Source organism: Bacteroidota bacterium (assembly GCA_026391695.1).
In the GTDB taxonomy this organism is placed as follows: domain Bacteria; phylum Bacteroidota; class Bacteroidia; order Bacteroidales; family JAGONC01; genus JAPLDP01.
The window spans coordinates 23,888-43,105 of sequence record JAPLDP010000039.1 but is presented as its reverse complement, the minus strand read 5'-3'; the positions used below and the strand labels follow the sequence as shown (position 1 = coordinate 43,105).

The following is a 19,218-nucleotide window of genomic DNA, read 5'->3' as shown; positions in this document are numbered from 1 at the left end:
TATATTTGCCGAAAAAATCACTTCATTGGTGTTGTTTTTATATCTTCTATGAAATCATTAGTCTTCAATCTGATCCTGGCACTTTTCATCATCGTATTTTTAAGTTGCAGTGTTATGACGGCAGATAGAACGTCGGATGTTCCGCAGTGGGCGAAAGAAGTTGTATGGTACCAGGTGTTCCCGGAGCGTTTCTGCAATGGGGATACGACAAATGATCCGACATATAGTGATATCCTGGGAGCGTGGCCCCACGATACAGTACTGCCATGGCAGGTGCATCCCTGGACATCAGACTGGTACGAGCTGCAGCCCTATGAAAAAGAAAACGGGAAAGATATATGGTATAACATCACACGGCGGAGATATGGCGGCGACCTGCAGGGCATCCTTGATAAACTCGATTATCTGAAACAACTTGGCATCGGGGCCATTTATCTCAATCCTGTTTTTATGGCGCCTTCATACCATAAATACGATGCAGCCTGTTACCACCATATCGATCCTAACTTCGGACCAAATCCTGAGGGTGATAGAAAACTGATTGCATCCGAGATCCCCGACGATCCTTCAACGTGGAAATGGACATCGGCTGACTCCCTCATGCTTAAGCTCATCCGTGAGGTTCATCAACGCGGAATGAAAATCATCCTCGACGGCGTATTCAACCATATGGGCATTAATAGCTTTGCATTTCAGGATGTACTGAAAAACCAGCAGAATTCACGTTTCAAGGATTGGTTCGTCATTAAATCATTTGATGATCCTGCAATGGGAACCCGGTTTGATTATGAAGGCTGGTGGGGTGTCAAAGATATGCCGATATTGAGAGAGACTAAAAAAGGACTTGCAGAAGGTCCAAAAAAATACATTTTTGCTTCAGTGAAACGATGGATGGATCCCGGTGACAATAAGGATTTATCAAAAGGAATCGACGGGTGGCGGCTGGATGTCGCCGCCGAAATCCATCACCGCTTCTGGCAGGATTTCAGGACATTTGTCAAATCCATAAATCCTGAAGCATACCTGACTGGTGAGATCATTGACTCGACGCAGGCTATTAGGCCCTATTTACAGGGAGATCAGTTCGATGCAGTGATGAATTACAATTTCATGTTTATCACCAGCGAATATTTCATCAAGGGTAGGTACCAGTGTTCGGTGAGCAGGTTCGACAGCCTTCTCAAAGCTCACAGGGAAGCCTTTACCGGTGATGTCAATCTCGTCATGCAAAACCTTCTTGGAAGCCACGACACTGACAGGCCCTCATCACGGATAACCAATACCCGTATTGAAAGCTTTCTCGAAAAAAAACATTATTTCAATAAATCCAAGGCAAAGAATCCCTGGTATAATACGCGTAAGCCTGATAATGATGCGTATACTATCCTCAAACTAATGATTATTTTTCAGATGACATACCCCGGAGCGCCAATGATTTATTATGGTGATGAAGTTGGGATGTGGGGTGCCAATGATCCCTGCTGCCGGAAACCAATGATATGGGACAACATGTCTTTCGACAGCGCCTCTTTCCTCCCTGATGGCAGAAAAAGCCACCAAACCGATGCTGTGAATATCGAAAGATTCGTGTTTAACCATTATAAACGAATGACCGGTATCAGAAACACTTATAAAGTGTTACAACTTGGCGACTTTCAGACCATATATATTAATGATCCGGACGAGATATATGCATTTTCCAGAAATTATGAAGGACAACAGGCAATCATTTTCCTGAACAATAATAATAAAAGGAGAATAATAGAAATTCCCACTGGTTTTGAAGGTAAGTTCGTGGATGTGCTGAATGATAATGCAACGGTCATCATTACAGGACAAAAGCTCAGCCTGACCCTTTATCCCAAATGGGGAAAAATATTGATCAGGCAATAATCATGATTTTGATTGGAATTTATCAAAACTCATATCTTTGTCGGCTTATATGAGATACCTGATTTGTACTAAATGAAAAACCAGGCAGTCAAGGAGAAAAAGAAAGTTGCATTACTATCGCTTTTCGCTGCGATTTTTCTGACCAGCTTTAAGCTTGTTGTAGGATTGGTGACAGGAAGCCTCGGAATTCTCTCCGAAGCTTTACATTCAGGATTGGATATGGTGGCTGCGGCCATTACTTTTTTTGCTGTAAGGGTTTCGGATAAACCTGGCGATTTCGATCATCACTATGGACATGGAAAAATCGAAAATGTGTCAGCTTTAGCTGAAACTCTGCTTTTATTAGTCACGTGTGTCTGGATAATATATGAAGCTGTACACCGGTTGACGACCGGAGAAGTAGAAATTGATGTGAATATCTGGAGCTACGTGGTAGTCGTTTCGTCAATTATTATTGATGTATCACGCTCCAGAGCCTTGAACAAGGCTGCAAAAAAACATAACAGCCAGGCACTGAAAGCCGATGCTCTGCATTTTTCCACAGATATCTGGAGCTCATTGGTTGTGCTATTAGGGCTGATATGCGCCAATTTTGGTTTTTTCATCGCTGACTCTCTCGCCGCCCTGGGAGTAGCCATCATTGTTATTTCTGTTTCGTTCCGTCTGGGCAAAAAATCAATTGATGTACTGCTGGATAAAGCACCAGGTGATGCGACGATGAAAATAGAAAAAATACTCTTCAGCGTCCCTGAAATCATTCACTATCATGATCTCAGGGTAAGAGAAGCCGGTGCCCAGATATTTATCGAAGTGTCCATACATGTCGCCCCTGACCTGAACATTGAACAGGCACATATAATTTCCGACAAAATTGAAGAGGAAATCAAAGTTGCAGTTAAAAGAGCTGAAGTTCATGTACATGTTGAACCAGAACACAATGGTCTTCAAAATGAAAGCTAGGATGATTAGTATTATCAGGACTCCAGTGCTATTTTTATTTCTGTTTTTCATTCCTTTTGCATGGTCACGATCGCAGGACATATCTATCGGCAGGGTGGAACCCCCATTCTGGTGGACAGGTATGAAATATCCAGAGTTACAACTGCTGGTTTATGGAAATGATATTGCACTGACTGAACCATTTATCTCATATCCAGGTGTATTGCTGGCACAAACCCATCGCACTGAGAATCTCAACTATCTTTTCATTGATCTCCTTATCAAAGAGGAATGCCGGGCAGGTACCTTTGATATTGAATTTTATAAAGATGGAAAATCCATTCTCCACCATGTTTATGAAATAAAGGAGCGAAAAACCGGATCATCGCAGCGAAAAGGCTTTGACCAGTCGGATGTCATTTATCTTATCATGCCCGATCGTTATGCCAATGGTAATCCGGGAAATGATGACATAGCCGGGATGACCGAAAAGGCAAACAGACAGGATCCAAGTGGCCGTCACGGCGGTGACCTGCAAGGAATCATCGACCATCTGGATTATATTCAAAATCTTGGTGTAACTTCCTTATGGCTGAATCCATTCCTCGAAAACAACAATCCCCGCTATTCCTATCATGGTTATGCCATCACCGATTTCTACAGAACCGATCCCCGGTTGGGCTCCAACGAAGATTATTTGCAACTCGTTGAAAGATGCCATCAGAAGGGAATGAAGATCATTATGGATATGGTCTTCAACCATAGCAGCACAAACCACTGGTTTATCAAAGATCTGCCATCACCTGACTGGATACATCAATTTCCCGACTTTACTCCGTCGAATTTCAGGGCTTCGACCATCACCGATCCGTATGCTTCTGATTATGACAAAACCAGGATGCTCACAGGCTGGTTCGACCGGCACATGGCTGACCTGAACCAAAATAACCGGTATCTCACCAACTATCTGATCCAAAACAGCATCTGGTGGATTGAATGGGCCGGACTGGATGGCATACGCCTCGACACCCAGCCCTATTCAAATAAAGAGATGATTGCTGACTGGGGAAAAAGAATATCGGAAGAATACCCGAATTTCACGATCGTGGGGGAAGCCTGGTTACGTTATGAATCCATGACTGCCTATTATCAGATGGACTCACCCAACAGGGATGGTTATAACTCTCATATTCCATGCGTAACAGACTTCCCGTTATGTTTTGCACTCAATGAAGCCTTTACTCAGGAAGAGGGATACTATACCGGCCTTGCCCGGATTTATGACGTCCTGGCGCAGGACTTTTTATACGGCCACCCTGAGAATAACCTGGTCTTTGTTGACAATCATGATCTCACACGCTTCTTCACAAGCGTTAAGGAAGATCCCAATAAATTTAAGATGGGACTTGCATATATCCTGACGACCAGAGGCATACCCATGATCTATTATGGCACCGAGATCCTTATGACCGGCAATGCCGAAACGGGCCATGGATTTATCAGGGCCGATTTCCCCGGAGGTTGGTCTGAAGATCCGGTGAATGCATTTGTCCCTGCAGGCAGGACATTGCTTCAGAATGAGACATATACTTATCTGAATAAGCTGTTAAAATGGAGAAAGGATAAACAAGTCATACATAAAGGCAATTTCAGACATTTTGTTCCAGAAGATGGGATATATACATACTTCCGGTATGACAATACAGAAACCGTCATGGTTATCATGAATAATAATGCCATAGCAAAAACCGTGAATACAGAACATTTTGCAGAATGCATGAAGGGATTTTCATCAGGATATGATGTCATCAATGAACAAAAAGTCAATGAATTGAACCTCATTGAGGTGCCTGCAAAAACAGCGATCATAATCGAACTGAAATAAAAACAGTCATAGTCACGCCACTTTGGAGTAATCACAATTTTAATCTACTAAAGTATGAAAAAAAATGGACTATTCCTGCTTGTAATTTTGCTGATAGTCAGCTGCAGCCAAAATGTACCGGTTTTAAAAATTCACAGCTCAGAACACATGGCCGGTCTCACATCACCTGTCGTACTGAAACCGGATACCACTGTTGTGTGCATGGAGGATTATATTCCTGATCCCACTCCGATCGATTCCATCAGGATCAATGGTATATCCTATAACCAGGATGCCGGACATGCCATCACTTATGTTGCCGGCCCGGTTGATCCGGTGCTTAGCGAGATGCAGGTATGGGTGGAAGGTATCCCCTATTCCATCCTGGTTAAAAAATCAAGAAAGATAGCCAAAACCTTTACATTTGATCCAAAAGGCCAGGAATATCAGCGTGTGCGTCTGGCAGGCACCATCAATGGCTGGAATCCGTCATCCACTCCGCTTCTCAGGAAGGACAACATGTGGCAAACAACACTGTTGTTGAATCCCGGAACCTATTTTTACCAGATCGACATAGACGGACGGTGGCGAACTGACCCGGCAAATCCGGATTCAGCCGATAACAATATGGGAGGCTATAACTCTGTCATGAAGATCGGGGATACAGAAGGCAAAGAACGGCCCTTCCTGTTTTCGATGTCGCATACTCCCGGTAAGGTGACCATTGGATCCCGGAATCCTGTTGAAGGGTATTTTGTCTTCTACCAGAATTACCGGTTACCTGATGCCTATCTGAAAAGAAACGGCGAGAAACTGGATATTATCATTCCTGATGATGCAACAAACCGTTTGCGCTCCTATCTAAGGATATGGGCCTATAGCAAAACCGGTGAGAGCAATGACATGCTCATCCCATTTGAGAAAGGAAAAGTGATCAGCGATCCGTCACTGCTTACGCGTGAAGATAAGGAAGGCATGATCATTTATAATATTATGGTCGACCGGTTTTTTGACGGTGATGCATCAAATGACCATCCTGTGCCGGATCCGGAGATACTTCCCAAAGCCAATTATATGGGTGGAGATATTGCAGGTATAACACAAAAGATCACCGAAGGATTTTTCTCCGACTTGGGCGTCAACACGATTTGGATGTCGCCTGTCATACAAAATCCTGAAGGAGCGTGGGGCCTCTATCCGAATCCGCACACAAAATTCTCAGGTTATCATGGCTACTGGCCTGTATCATTCACCAGGGTGGACTATCGGTTTGGAACACACGATGCCTTTAAAGAGATGGTAAATACCGCCCATGAGAACAAGATGAATATCCTGCTCGATTTTGTGGCGCATCATGTCCATAAGGAACATCCATTCTACAAGGAGCATCCAGGCTGGGTCACCAGTTTATATCTGCCCGATGGCAGCCTGAATACCGAACGGTGGGATGAATACAGGCTGACCACATGGTTCGATATATTCCTTCCCACCCTCGACCTTGCCAGACCCGAAGTCTATGAATTACTTTCCGACTCGGCTGTTTACTGGCTTAAAGAATTTCAACTGGATGGTTTCCGCCATGATGCAACAAAACACATTCCTGAAGTATTCTGGCGAACACTCACCAAAAAAATCAAAACAGAAATCATCATCCCTGATAACAGACCTGTTTTTCAGATTGGTGAAACCTATGGAAACGGCGAGCTGATAAGCAGTTACATCAACTCAGGTGAGCTCGATAGCCAATTCGACTTTAATGTTTATGATGCCGCCATCGGCGTATTTGTCCGCGACAAAGAACCTTTTGGGAATCTCATCAATACGTTACGAGAAAGTTTTATGTATTATGGGAACCATAACCTCATGGGATACATAACCGGCAACCAGGATAGGGCAAGGTTCATCTCTTTTGCCAGCGGTTCACTGTCGTTTGCTGAAGATGGTAAGAAAGCCGGATGGACAAGAGATATTGAAGTCAAAGATCCTGTGGGATATCAAAAAATGGCCCTGCTTATTGCATTTAACATGACAATACCCGGAATACCGGTGATCTTTTATGGCGACGAGATCGGCATGCCCGGCGGAAATGACCCGGATAACAGGAGGATGATGAAGTTCACCAATCTGAATGAACATGAACAAAATCTGAAGAACATAACAAAAGAACTTATCAGGATCAGGAAAGAGAATCTTGCCTTCATTTTTGGCGATTTTGAACTCCTTGAAATGAGCACAACGACATTGGCCTTCACAAGAACATATTTTGACAGAATAGGCATTGTGGTGTTCAATAAAGACCAGAATAATGCAAACATTGAATTTGAAATCCCGGAAAGGTTTGAAAAGACAGAGCTGAAAGCGCATTTTGGAAATCAACTTAATCGAGATGGCAAGAAGATCATCATGAGGCTTCCGGCTCACACATTTGAAATTCTGCTAAATTAAAATAGTGACAATATTCATTACATTTGCCCGCGTAACAACTTCTTAATTCAACGCCAGCGAAAATAATCTAATTTTAAAATTTAAAAACCACCATGGGCAAAATAGTTGACATGTTTGGAGAATATCCTTTAAAAAGACTGACCCTACGGGCATCTATCCTTATCCTTTTCGTTATCATTTTTATTTCTTGCAAGGATAAGATACATACCGTACAGCAAAAACCTGTACATCAGGCACCTGCCGCGCAAGTCACACATCTTGAATGGACCAAAAATGCAAATATCTACGAAGTCAATATCCGACAGTTCTCACCCGAAGGCACTCTAAAAGCCTTTGAAGAGCAAATACCAAGGCTTAAGGACTTAGGCGTTGATATCTTATGGTTGATGCCGGTAAATCCTATCGGCGAAAAAAATCGCAAGGGAACACTCGGGAGTTATTATTCGATTAAGGATTACCTGGCAGTCAATCCGGAATATGGAACGTTAATAGACATGAAATCGCTTGTCGCCACAGCTCATACGATGAATATGCATGTCATTATCGACTGGGTGGCTAACCATACATCGTGGGATAATGACCTGCTTAAGGAACATCCTGAATTTTATAAGAGAGATTCAACAGGTAAGATTCTTTCACCTTTTGATTGGAGCGATGTGCTTCAGCTCGATTATGAAAACAGGGATCTGTGGGAATATATGATCGGCGCCATGAAGTTCTGGATCGAAGCAACAGCGATTGACGGATTCCGTTGTGATGTCGCCGGAATGGTGCCGACAGAATTCTGGAACAAGGCCAGGGCCGACCTCGACAAGGTTAAACCTGTGTTCATGCTTGCTGAAGCGGAACAGCCTGAACTCCTTACCGAAGCTTTTGATGCCGATTATGGATGGGAGTTGTATCATATCATGAACGGTATAGCTCAAGGAAAAAAGAAAGTAAAGAATATCGATGCTTATTTTCAAAAGATTGACACAGTGATCCCAGCAGGCGCCTATAAGATGTACTTTACATCCAATCATGATGAAAACTCTTGGAATGGGACCGAGTTTGAGAGGCTGGGAGATGCTGCAAGGACTTTTGCGGTGCTCACGGCTACCGTGCCGGGTATACCGCTGATATACAACGGGCAGGAAGTAGCCTTTAACCACCGTCTGCAATTTTTTGAAAAAGACAGCATCGACTGGAAGGACAATCCCGAATATACCGGACTATATAAAACTCTCCTCGAATTAAAGAAGAACAATGAAGCGCTGTGGAATGGCGGTTTCGGTGGTAGTTTCACGAAGCTAATGACCTCTGCCGATACTGCTATTTATGCCTTTGCACGCGAAAAAGGCAGTAACATAATCGTTGCCATATTCAACCTGACACCCACACAAAAGCAATTCAAAATCACGACAGCAAATTATGTCGGGGAATATATGGATGCATTTTCCGGAGAAATAATCAAGTTAAAGAAAAAAGAATCTATGCTGTTAAATCCCTGGGAATATCGGATTTATATTAAGGATTCGCTATAATTATTTATTCTTGAAGGTTTTATAAAAAAAGTAATCCCGGATACGGTTTTTTCGGCTATATCCGGGATTTTTAATTCACTCATAATCAACTGGTACGCGTTCCAGAGCAAATTCCGGATTCAAATTCCAAAGCGAGCTGTGAGAATTTGACCAAACCACCTCACCCCCTTCACCCCCTCTCCTGGAGGAGAGGGGGACGGGGGGTGAGGTCAGTTGAGAGTTTTTAAACCGGAATACTAATATCCCGTATTCTGAACCAGATTAGGATTTACATCAATCTGGCTTTGAGGAATTGGCCAGAGGCTCACATAATTGGGTGATACAGCATCTTTTTCCCACCTGATATCATAATAGGTTCCAAAACGGATCATATCAGAGCGCCGATGCCCTTCGGCATACAATTCTCTTCCACGCTCTGCCAAAAGATTTTCGTAAGTAACTTCTGTAAAAGGAACCGCACTGGCACGGGCTCTTACCTGGTTGACCAGATCGAGAGCTTCGCCTGCACTTCCGCCTGATCTTAACAGCAATTCGGCTTTCATTAGCAGAACATCAGCATAGCGGAAAATCGGAAAATCATTGCTTGTATACCTTTCGGTACCTTCAATGAACGGGAATTTGGCTATTCGGGCGCCACATTGCCTTAAACAGTTAGGTTCAAGCATATTGACATTAGGAGTAAGGTTCAAACCCGGGCCATCAGGATCCCTGGGAGCAGTTGGATCGGCCGGGTTAAACTTTTCATAGCTTGGATCTTCAATCTGGGTTCCGTCCTGGTTATATTGGGGTCCAGACAATAAACCGTTTCTTCTGAGGTCAGTTTCTTCAAAGGAATTAAAGAAAGCTTCCTGGGCACATATCCCATTCCATGAAGCAGTGATAATACCAAATTTCGCGACCAGGTTATAATGCAGGGTAAATAAGTGAATTTCAAAACCCGGGGCTTCAATCATGTCGAAAGGGACTCCTAAAATGATCTCTTTCGAACCGGAAGCGTCGGCAATGAAATTATTGAAAAAATCAGGCGACAACTCGTATTTACCCGACAGGATAATCGTATCGCAGGCTGCCAGTGCTTTTTCCCATTGGGGAGTGCCTGTATATACTTCGGCATTTAAATACAGTTTAGCAAGAATGCACTGCGCAGTGTAAAAATTTATACGTCCATATGTCATCAAACCGGTCTCTTTTGATAATTTATCCTTCACATCCAGCAATTCCGATTCCACAAAGTTGTAAACTTCCTGGCGTGAATTGGTCGCAGGTTTATAATCGGTAGGAACGTCAAACCGGTTTACAATCGGGACATTACCATAAAGATCCAACAGCCAATAATAATATAAAGCTCGTAAAGCGCGTAATTCTGCAATGGCCGGTTCCGTATCAACTCCCTCAACAATGGAAAATTGCAGTAGTAACCGGTTACAGGTAGTGATGCCATAATATAATGAATTCCACCATCTTTGGACATAAGCTTCAGTCGACGTCCAGGTATGCCTGTGCCACCGGTGCCATTCGCCTCCGTCAAACCAGTCGCCTCCCCGCTGAGGTACAACCAATAAATCCGTCCCGCAGTCGATGCCAACCATGCCATATTTGTGGCCAACCAAGTCATACAGGTTGGTATAAGCGAGACCAAAAGCATAGATGAGATTATTCTGATCCTGAAAAAACAGATCTCCTGTAAGATCAGAATAGACCTTTTCGTCGAGCTTGGTGCAAGATTGGTTAAATGTTCCGATAAAAACCGAAATGAGTAATACTTTTATTATAAGCGAAATCCTTTTCATGATTATATCTTTTTATAATTAAAACAAAATGTCAACTCCAAAAGTAAGTGAACGTGTGCTGAAGTATGTGTTCTCCCTGTCAATACCAGGAGCCAAAGGATTATCATTATCGTAAGTATCCACATATCTTACTTCCGGTTCTACTCCGGAATACCCGGTAATGGTAAACAGGTTCTGACCTGACAGATAGACCTTTAAACCAGATATGGCTTTACTGTTGGGAAAGTCGAAGTTATATCCAAAGGCAAAATTATCCAGTTTCAGGTAGGATGCCTTTTCCACATGTACATTTGAATATACCGGACCGTCGGAAGCATCTTTATAATCAAGTGCTTGTTTCATACCGCTTTGCACTTGTATTACCACCGGCACGCCATATCTGGCATTGTTTACATTCACCAAAGAATGACCGAAAACACCACGGAAGAAGAAGTTCAGATTGAAGTTATGGTATGATAATGTGTTTCCCCATCCGAGCTGAAAATCAGGTAAACCGTTACCCACTATTTTAAAATCCGTTTGAGCATTAAACTTACCATCGCCATCAATATCTTCATACATCAGATGGCCTGTACTATCTATACCAAGGAATACAGGAGCGATTATCTGACCGATAGGCTCACCCTCAGTAACCTGTATGGTATACACACCAGTCAAAAAGGGAGCTCCCAGATATCCCTTAGGGATAGTACTTTCGCTGGTAGACAAACTACTCGTTATTTTCTTTAAGGTGGTTTGGAAGTACTTAGTAAAATTGAATTCCGTCGACCACTTAAACTTGTCAGTTTTGACAGCATCGATATTAATGGCCAATTCAATACCTGAATTCTCCAGTTCACCCAGGTTCAACCACATTAAATCGGTAAGCTTTGGTGGCGAGGCCACTCTCGATAACAGAATCAGGTCAGTGCTTGTACTCCTGTAATAATCGAGTGTACCATTCACCCTGTAATCAAAAAGATAAAAATCCAGGCCGACTCCAAATTCCTTTTTGACCTCCCATTTCAGATCGGTATTTTCATTTAAAACTGGTGCATAAGCCTGAATATATTGTCCGTTGTAAAAGAATTTTTGCTGTTTCGAATTAAAGAGAAGCTGAGACAGATAAGGATAAGCTGGAAGGTTACCAGTTTCGCCATATCCTCCGCGTAACTTCAACCTATTCACATACGGGATCTCAATAAATTTAATGATATCGACGCCAAGGCTCAGCCCCATGAAATTACCCCACTTCTTATTTTCACCGAACATGGATGAACCGTCGCGTCTGAAGTTAGCTGTCATGAAAAGTGCATCGTCCCAGTTGGCCGAGCCTCTTGCGAAAAATCCGATGAGGGTACTACCACTTTTATAGCTATACATGGCCTCGAAGTTACTGAGCGTACCGGATGCAGACCCCAAGCTGTTATATGAAAATCCATCAGTCAGAAATCCTTTTGCAAATACCCAGAATTTATCATCAATTTTATCCTGATACGAATAACCTCCCAGCAGTTTTACATTAAACTTTTTAAAGTCCTTATCAAAATTCCCTGTTACCTCAAAAAGCTGGTGAAATCTGTCCTGAGTCTCTTTTCTGGCATATCCCAGGTGGCTGCCAATAGCGTAGGGTGTCCAGTAGCTGTTTTTGCTCCAGTATTGCCCATACAGGTCATATCCTCTGGACTGGGAATAAAACACACTGAATACAAGGCTTTTAACAGGATTATAATCAGCTTTAATACTTCCGATGATCTCATTTTTTTTGCCATCGGATGTATTTTGTTCCAGGATAGCCAGGGGATTATAAAAATAAAAGGCTTCCCGCTGGAAGTAGCCACCCCATTTCTTTGAAAAATCATCATCAGCATGTGCGGGTGCTGTGGGATTATATCTGGCAGCATAGGTGAGGGCACTAAGATCGCCGTATGTCTCGTCTCTCATGGTAGCAGCCAGATTCAGATTAAATGTCAATTTATTGTTCAGTGCTTTTTGTGAAAAATTCAAACGGCCATTAAACTGATCAAAACCGGTTTTGAGTACTACGCCATTTCCGGTTCTGTAATTGAACGATACCCTGTAGCTGGATGATTCACTAGCTCCTGTCATGGATAAGTTGTATACCTGGGAGAATCCGTTTCGTGTAATTTGATCCATCCAGTCAGTATTATTTCCAAAATCCGTCGTACCGTTAAATGAGAGGTATTCGTCACGGGACAGAACGTCGAGATGCCGGGCAATCATCTCCGATGTAAGCGATGTGTTGAAATCGACAGAGATACCTTTTTCGCCTGGCACATACTCGCCCTTTTTAGTGGTTATCAGGATGACGCCCGATGCGGCTCGTGTTCCATAGATGGCCGCTGCCGATGCATCCTTCAGCACATCCATTGAAGCGATATCCTGGGGATCGACTGATTTGAGGGAGGCACCCTGAACACCATCAATAATTACCAAAGGTTGTGTGTTGGAGCCAAAAGTGGAAAGCCCCCGCAACCGTATATTGAAATCGGCATTTGGGTCACCGCCGGGTCGTGTAATGGCTAATCCGGCTACCTTTCCCTGTATCAGCTGCACCGGATTAGTAATATTACCACGGTTAAAATCCTCCGATTTGACACTTGTTACGGCACTGGTGACTTCCCTGGTTTTCTGAGTACCATATCCTACAACAACTACTTCGGTCAACAGCTGCCCTGGCTGCAGTTGAACATCAATCACATTGGCTGTGATCTGAACAATTTGTGTTGTGTAACCGACAAAAGAATAACTCAATGCCTTCACAGTGTCAGGCACGGCGAGTCGGTATTTCCCATCTAAATCTGTAACAGTACCCCAGCTTCGGTTGTAAGCCAGTGTAATGGTAGCGCCAATCAGCGTTTCACCAGTTTCAGCGTCAGTTACGGTTCCGGTTATTACCCGTTCCTGGGGATACGCATGGATAATCCCCGTGACCATAAACAGAAGGATGAAACCTGCCTTGAAAAAAATTCGTAAATAATTAGTCATAAAAATAAATTTTAATTAAAAAAATTAATAATTTTATGCACAATGAAATTAATAAATATTTTGATTTTTTCTCAAAATTAAATATTTTTGATAAAAAATTTACAAGAACCTTATAAAACTATTAATAACTAAATTTTACAATCATGAAAAAGAGATTACTATTTATCATGATTTTTGCTTCTTTTTTTACAATTGAAGCAATAAGTCAATGTGGTCTGATCAGTCTGATCGGCGAATTTAACGGATGGGCGGGTGACCATTTCATGACCCGTAATCCGGAAATTCCAGATCAGTTTTCGACTATTCTCATCCTTACCGCTTCCGACGACACCGATACAAGTGGCTTCGTTGACATGAAATTTCGTCAAGATGCAGCCTGGGCAGTCAATTGGGGTGCTGTTGACTTCCCGACAGGCACAGGTGTGCTGAACGGGGCTAATATACCGGTTCCGGTTGGAAGTTATGTGGTCACATTTAACTGTACTACGGGTCTGTATAATTTCGAGGCAACATGTGGTGATATTAGCCTAATCGGTGAATTCAACGCGTGGGCAGGCGATCATGCCATGACCCGTAACACGGAATTTCCTGATCAATGGACAACGACAATTATCCTTACTACTGATGACGATACAAGCACCCCACCTGATGGAATAATTGACTTAAAATTCCGTCAAAATGCAGACTGGGTAGTGAATTGGGGTTCTGCCGACTTCCCGACAGGTACAGGCGTACAGAACGGAGCCAATATTCCGGTTCCTGTTGGCTCATATTATATTACTTTTAATTGCACTACCGGTGAATACAATTTCCAGTCAACTTGCGGTGAGATCGGTATAATCGGTGAATTCAACGGATGGGCAGGGGATGTGTGGATGACCAGGAATGCAACAAATCCGGATTCATTCACTGCATTGCTCGTTCTCGATGCTTCAAGTGACACAGAAAATGCTGATGGTATTGTTGGTGTAAAATTCCGTCAAAATGCAGACTGGACAGTGAATTGGGGTTCTGCTGACTTCCCGACAGGTACAGGTGTGATAAATGGTGCAAATATTCCGGTTCCGCTTAACATTACCGGCATTACCTGTGATTATTTTGTGACATTTAATTGCGCAACAGGTGAATACAACTTCGTTTCCACATCAGGCCCTATCAGTATGATTGGAGCCTTCAACAATTGGAATGGAGATGTTCCTATGAACAGGGATGCTTCCGATCCGAATTTATGGAAGCTTACACGCTGCTGGTATGCCGATTCCGAAGTAAAATTCCGTGAAGACGCCAACTGGTCGGATAACTGGGGCAATAACACCTTCCCATCCGGGACCGGTACACCCAATGGATCGAATATTCCATTAGTGGCTGGCACTTATGATGTTACCTTTAACAGTTCCACGTACGCCTATAACTTTGTTGCAAATACCGAAGCATGTGGTGAAATTGGAATGGTCGGTGACTTCAACAACTGGGGTGAACTGGTGAGTGGCGTCCCCACTGATGTTTATCTTGTTCGTGATCCGGTATATCCAAGCCAGTTCAGCATCGAATATAATTTTATGAGCAGCACAAACCTGTGGTTCAGGTTAAATGCCGATATCACATATACGAATGTCTGGGGTGGAACTTTCCCCGCTGGCGTCGGTGTTCTGGCTGGAAGCTATATAGCTGTGCCCGGTGGGAAATATTTCATCACATTTAACTGTAAATCCAATGAATTCCATTTCACCAGGCTGGGAAATTCGGTTACAGCATCCAAAGTCTTCACAATGAATGTTGACGGTAAACTTAATGAGACCGACTGGAAAATCGACCAGAATATTTCACGGGTTGTAGAAGGAACTCCTGGCACTGACCTGATCGAGGTAAACTTTGGGGTAACTTACAATGATGAATATTTATACGTCGGTGTTATAGTTAAGGATGCCACTGTTGATGCCTCAGATACAGTCGAATTTTTCGTCGATGGAAATAAATCAGGCGGTGCATACGATACATGTGATGTATACTTTAAAGTTGCCGGCGACGGAACTGTCAAAGTTGTTGAGGGTCCAGCAGATATCGCTCTTATTGCTGCTATAACAACTACTGACACCAGTTATATTGTTGAAACAGGTATTCCCTGGGCAGCTCTGGGAGTTACGCCCGTTGAAGGTTCACAAATAGGCTTTGACATTATAGTTAGTGAAAATGATGCTGCGGCATACAAAATGGCATGGAATGGCGGAATGCAGGATACTACCAGCACCTCATCTTTCGGTGACCTCCTGTTTGGTATACTATCATGTGGTTGTGTCAGTCTCTACAATTCGACCATTGGTGATGTCATTTTACAAACTCCTACTGATGCGCCTACAACTTATGTCGGCACTTATGAAATATTTGAAAATGCCGGGGTGATGTTCAGAAAAGACAGACAACCTGTTGTAACATGGGGTAGTGATGTTTTCCCAACCGGCACAGCTACCTTAGGTGGTGGCGAAATCCCCGCGACAACCGGCAGGTACAGAATATCATTTGACTGTATGTCAGGTGATTATTCCTTCGTCAACGAACCTACAGGTGATGGCGTTGCGTATGCCCAGTTCATTGATACCAAACCTGACATCAACGGCCTACTGGACGAATATACGCTCTCTTATAATTCAGATAAATGGGTTGTCGGCCTAGTAACCACCATTAATAATACCGTTACCTGGGGAGCCCGCTGGGATTTGAAGAACTTCTATATTGGTGTTAAAGTGATTGATTCGCCTGTTGAAGGTATAGGAAGTCCATGGCAGAATGATGCCATTGAATTTTATATAGATGGCAACCACGATGCCGACGGCACATACGATGGTAACTTTGATACTCAGCTCGTCCTTGATTTCAAAAATGGAGATTCACTGTGGGTTAAAGCCGATGGTGTACCGATTACTGACCATGATTCCAAATTCCTCCTCACTGCTGATGGTTATAATGTTGAATTAAGAGTTGCCTGGAGCAACATCAGCTTTGCCCCCGGCAGAGGCAGAACAATTGGATGGAGTCTGGGAAATGACGACAGCGACCTTGGCTCTGGAGACCGTGATTACCAGACTGTTTGGTTTGGCACAGCCAACGACTGGAGCAATACAGCCGACTTAGGTGATTTGCAACTGGAAGGCGGACCATACTTCGACGGAATCAACGATATTGATTTCAACAATGCTCATGTTATCCTCTTCCCAAATCCCGCCACAGGAAGTGTATTCATCAAAACTATCGGCGATGTGTTTGATGGAAATATGACCATTTACGTGAGTGACATGACCGGCCGGACAATCCTGACACAAAATGAGATATTCTCAGGATCCAATAGCCTTGTCCAGTTAAACGTTAATGACCTGACAAAGGGTATTTACTTCGTTAATATTCAAAGCAAAGATGGCAGAAGAGCTGTTAAAAAACTCATTGTCTTTTAATTGATCTTCTTTTCCATAAACTAACCTGAACTAAAACTGGTAAGAAGCCCGGGCGCGAGTCCGGGCTTCTTTATTATCCCTCTACCCTTTCATTTTTATTCAATGATGAATTTACCTGTGGCAAATATTCTGTCCTGGTGAGTTATTTTGTAGACATATATTCCTGAATTCAGATCTCTCCGGTCAATGGTCACAGATGTCCGGCTTATATTCGGACAGTTCCGTACCGATCGTCCCAACAGGTCATAAATGGCAATATTCCAGCTGTCCAACTTCTCAGGAGATAATATCCTGATGGTTACCTGATCATTGAAAGGATTGGGATATACCATCACTTTGCAGGAGCTTCCCGGCAATACATCAGAGAGGCCGAATGAAAATCCATTAGAGTTGGTCAGAACAGATGTCTGAGAAAAGTATTCCATCAGAAAAATCAGATCATCTTTACAAAAGAGCTCTTGCACGCTATACTGGTTGGCATAACCTTTTGTCTCCAGTTCTCCTCTGTAATATCCCTTTTGCCGGAGAGTTTGGCGGTCACAGGCAAAAAGACCATTAGCATGGTATGACAGGTACACCCCAAATGTATCAGCAGCCATAAATTCCGGCTCTCCATAAGGTAACACAAAAACGCTATCTTCTTCCAGGCTATAAGTACTACTATCCGCGAGGAGACTGTATTTTACCAGTCCTTTCTGTGTAACGTACACAAATACTTCATTATCATAGACTGCAAGAGCCCTGCCGTCCTGATTGTCATCCATTGCTGCAAAAGCAATACGATCAAAATGCTGATCAGCAATATCAAATACCAGTATACTGTCATTATTGGAGATAAAGAGCTTTCCGGATGCCGCATACATGTCGTTGATGGAGAGGCTGACTGTGCTATCGACATGAGGATTATAAGGATCGGAAACATCAATGATATTAAGGAAATTACCGCCTAATTCCTGCTCAACATAAACCCTGTCGTGATAAACCTGAAATTTCCCTGTTCCCACTGATGTGGCGATAGCACCCGTTTTCGCCAGTGCAAAGGTCTGATAGATCCTGAAACTCTCATAGGTCAGGTTAATTGTATAAATATATTCACCATCATCTGAGAACTTTGCCTTCATGCAAAAGCCGAGATCCAGGTTGAAGCCTTTAAGTACAGGATTTTTAATATCTGCCAAATCGTAAAGTTTGTACCCATACCCTTCATTGGCTACTACCAGGTAATTTCCGTATTTATCGCTACCTGTATTCCATCCGCCGGTAAGGGTATTACCATTATCGATAGGATGAAAGAAGTTGCTGTAATCCACTGTTTTAATTCCATACCATTCCGAGGCTACATAATAGTATGGGTAATGGACGGCAAGGTCGAAATGCCAGAGTCCGGCAGGAAGATAATTAATGAAGCGGATATTGGCAGGGTCGGTGGCATCATACACGTGGATGTATGTTGTGTCCAACGGGCCTCCGGGCTTCAGCCCGGCAGTTGTCGCAACATAAATAGTGTCGTTAATATTCTCGGCATTCAACGGATTGGCGGTGGCAAAACCAAATGGCATACCGAGGATGGTATCGGAAAAGATCATTTGCGGTGAAGAGATGTTCGATATATCCAGACTGTAAAAGTATCCGTTTACAGTATTGGTTCCACCCATGACATGAAGCACATCATTGTTTTTGCCCCATATCACATTTTCAGGCCAGCAATAGCTCTGGACAAAACGGCTTAAAAATGAAAAATCGGAGGTTCGGTAAAGATAAACGCCATTCTGAGTGCTTAACACATCAGCAACGGAATAAGCACAGATACCATTTTTAATATCAGCGCCATAAAGCCGCGCTGTTCCGCTGACAAATCCAAAATCACCCAGCTTGCTAAAAGATTCACCATAGTCGATATAGGCTGACATTTTTTTAAATCGCGTCAGAAAAATGGTGTCACCGGAAATCGAGACATCCAGCATCGGCAAGCCTCCGTCATCGCAAAGGATGTCATAGACCTTTGAAGGCGCTGAGGGTTCATTCAGATCCCATTTTGTCATACCATCGTAATTTGCAGCCACATATAAAAAATCATCATTGACAAGAATATCCATGATGACTGATTTATACCTGTATTCAAATGTCATCTCGAAAGGAACAGGAGTCGTGGCATCATAAACCCGGAGTGTCGATCCGGTGCCTGCATAGAGGTAACCATTATGATATTTGACAGCCTGGCAGGCCGCACCAGTTGTGCCTGAAATAAAACGCAGGCTGTCCTGGGCAGAAGAATAAAAAACAAGGAAAACGCAAACGATAATTAAAAGCTGTTTCATTATTTCTTATAG

9 protein-coding genes are annotated in these 19,218 nt (G+C 43.1%); 6 read left to right on the top strand and 3 right to left on the bottom strand.

Features of this window, described 5'->3' with window-relative positions; all coding sequences use genetic code 11:
- Positions 1 to 48 precede the first annotated feature (48 nt).
- The 5 genes from NT175_06030 to NT175_06010 all read left to right on the top strand — a co-directional run bounded on the left by NT175_06030 (position 49) and on the right by NT175_06010 (position 8,664).
- The gene (locus NT175_06030; GenBank protein ID MCX6234269.1) at positions 49 to 1,893 is read left to right on the top strand and encodes a glycoside hydrolase family 13 protein; all 1,845 of its coding nucleotides are present in this window, start codon (positions 49 to 51) and stop codon (positions 1,891 to 1,893) included.
- Between the two features lie 72 nt (positions 1,894 to 1,965).
- Complete coding sequence (locus NT175_06025; protein ID MCX6234268.1) at positions 1,966 to 2,853, top strand: cation diffusion facilitator family transporter; 888 nt, start codon at positions 1,966 to 1,968, stop codon at positions 2,851 to 2,853.
- A gap of 1 nt (position 2,854) precedes the next feature.
- Positions 2,855 to 4,717, top strand: a complete 1,863-nt coding sequence (locus tag NT175_06020; protein ID MCX6234267.1) for a glycoside hydrolase family 13 protein — start codon at positions 2,855 to 2,857, stop codon at positions 4,715 to 4,717.
- 54 nt (positions 4,718 to 4,771) lie between these two features.
- Positions 4,772 to 7,141 carry an alpha-amylase family glycosyl hydrolase gene (locus tag NT175_06015; protein MCX6234266.1) on the top strand — a complete coding sequence of 790 codons (2,370 nt, stop codon included), beginning with the start codon at positions 4,772 to 4,774 and terminating at the stop codon, positions 7,139 to 7,141.
- A 92-nt stretch (positions 7,142 to 7,233) separates the two neighbouring features.
- Positions 7,234 to 8,664, top strand: coding sequence for an alpha-amylase family glycosyl hydrolase (locus tag NT175_06010; protein ID MCX6234265.1), 1,431 nt, complete (start codon positions 7,234 to 7,236; stop codon positions 8,662 to 8,664).
- Between the two features lie 236 nt (positions 8,665 to 8,900).
- Here the strand turns inward: NT175_06010 and NT175_06005 are convergent, their stop codons facing one another.
- A complete protein-coding gene (locus NT175_06005) occupies positions 8,901 to 10,454 on the bottom strand; it encodes a RagB/SusD family nutrient uptake outer membrane protein (GenBank protein ID MCX6234264.1) in 1,554 nt (517 codons plus the stop codon).
- A gap of 18 nt (positions 10,455 to 10,472) precedes the next feature.
- A complete protein-coding gene (locus NT175_06000; protein MCX6234263.1) occupies positions 10,473 to 13,442 on the bottom strand; it encodes a SusC/RagA family TonB-linked outer membrane protein in 2,970 nt (989 codons plus the stop codon).
- 143 nt (positions 13,443 to 13,585) lie between these two features.
- Here NT175_06000 and NT175_05995 point away from each other — a divergent pair, with 143 nt between their 5' ends.
- Entirely contained in the window at positions 13,586 to 16,888 is a 3,303-nt protein-coding gene (locus tag NT175_05995; protein MCX6234262.1) for a T9SS type A sorting domain-containing protein, read from the top strand.
- A 95-nt stretch (positions 16,889 to 16,983) separates the two neighbouring features.
- Here the strand turns inward: NT175_05995 and NT175_05990 are convergent, their stop codons facing one another.
- Positions 16,984 to 19,206 (bottom strand): T9SS type A sorting domain-containing protein, encoded by a 2,223-nt coding sequence (locus tag NT175_05990; protein ID MCX6234261.1) that lies wholly within the window; start codon positions 19,204 to 19,206, stop codon positions 16,984 to 16,986.
- Positions 19,207 to 19,218: the final 12 nt, after the last annotated feature.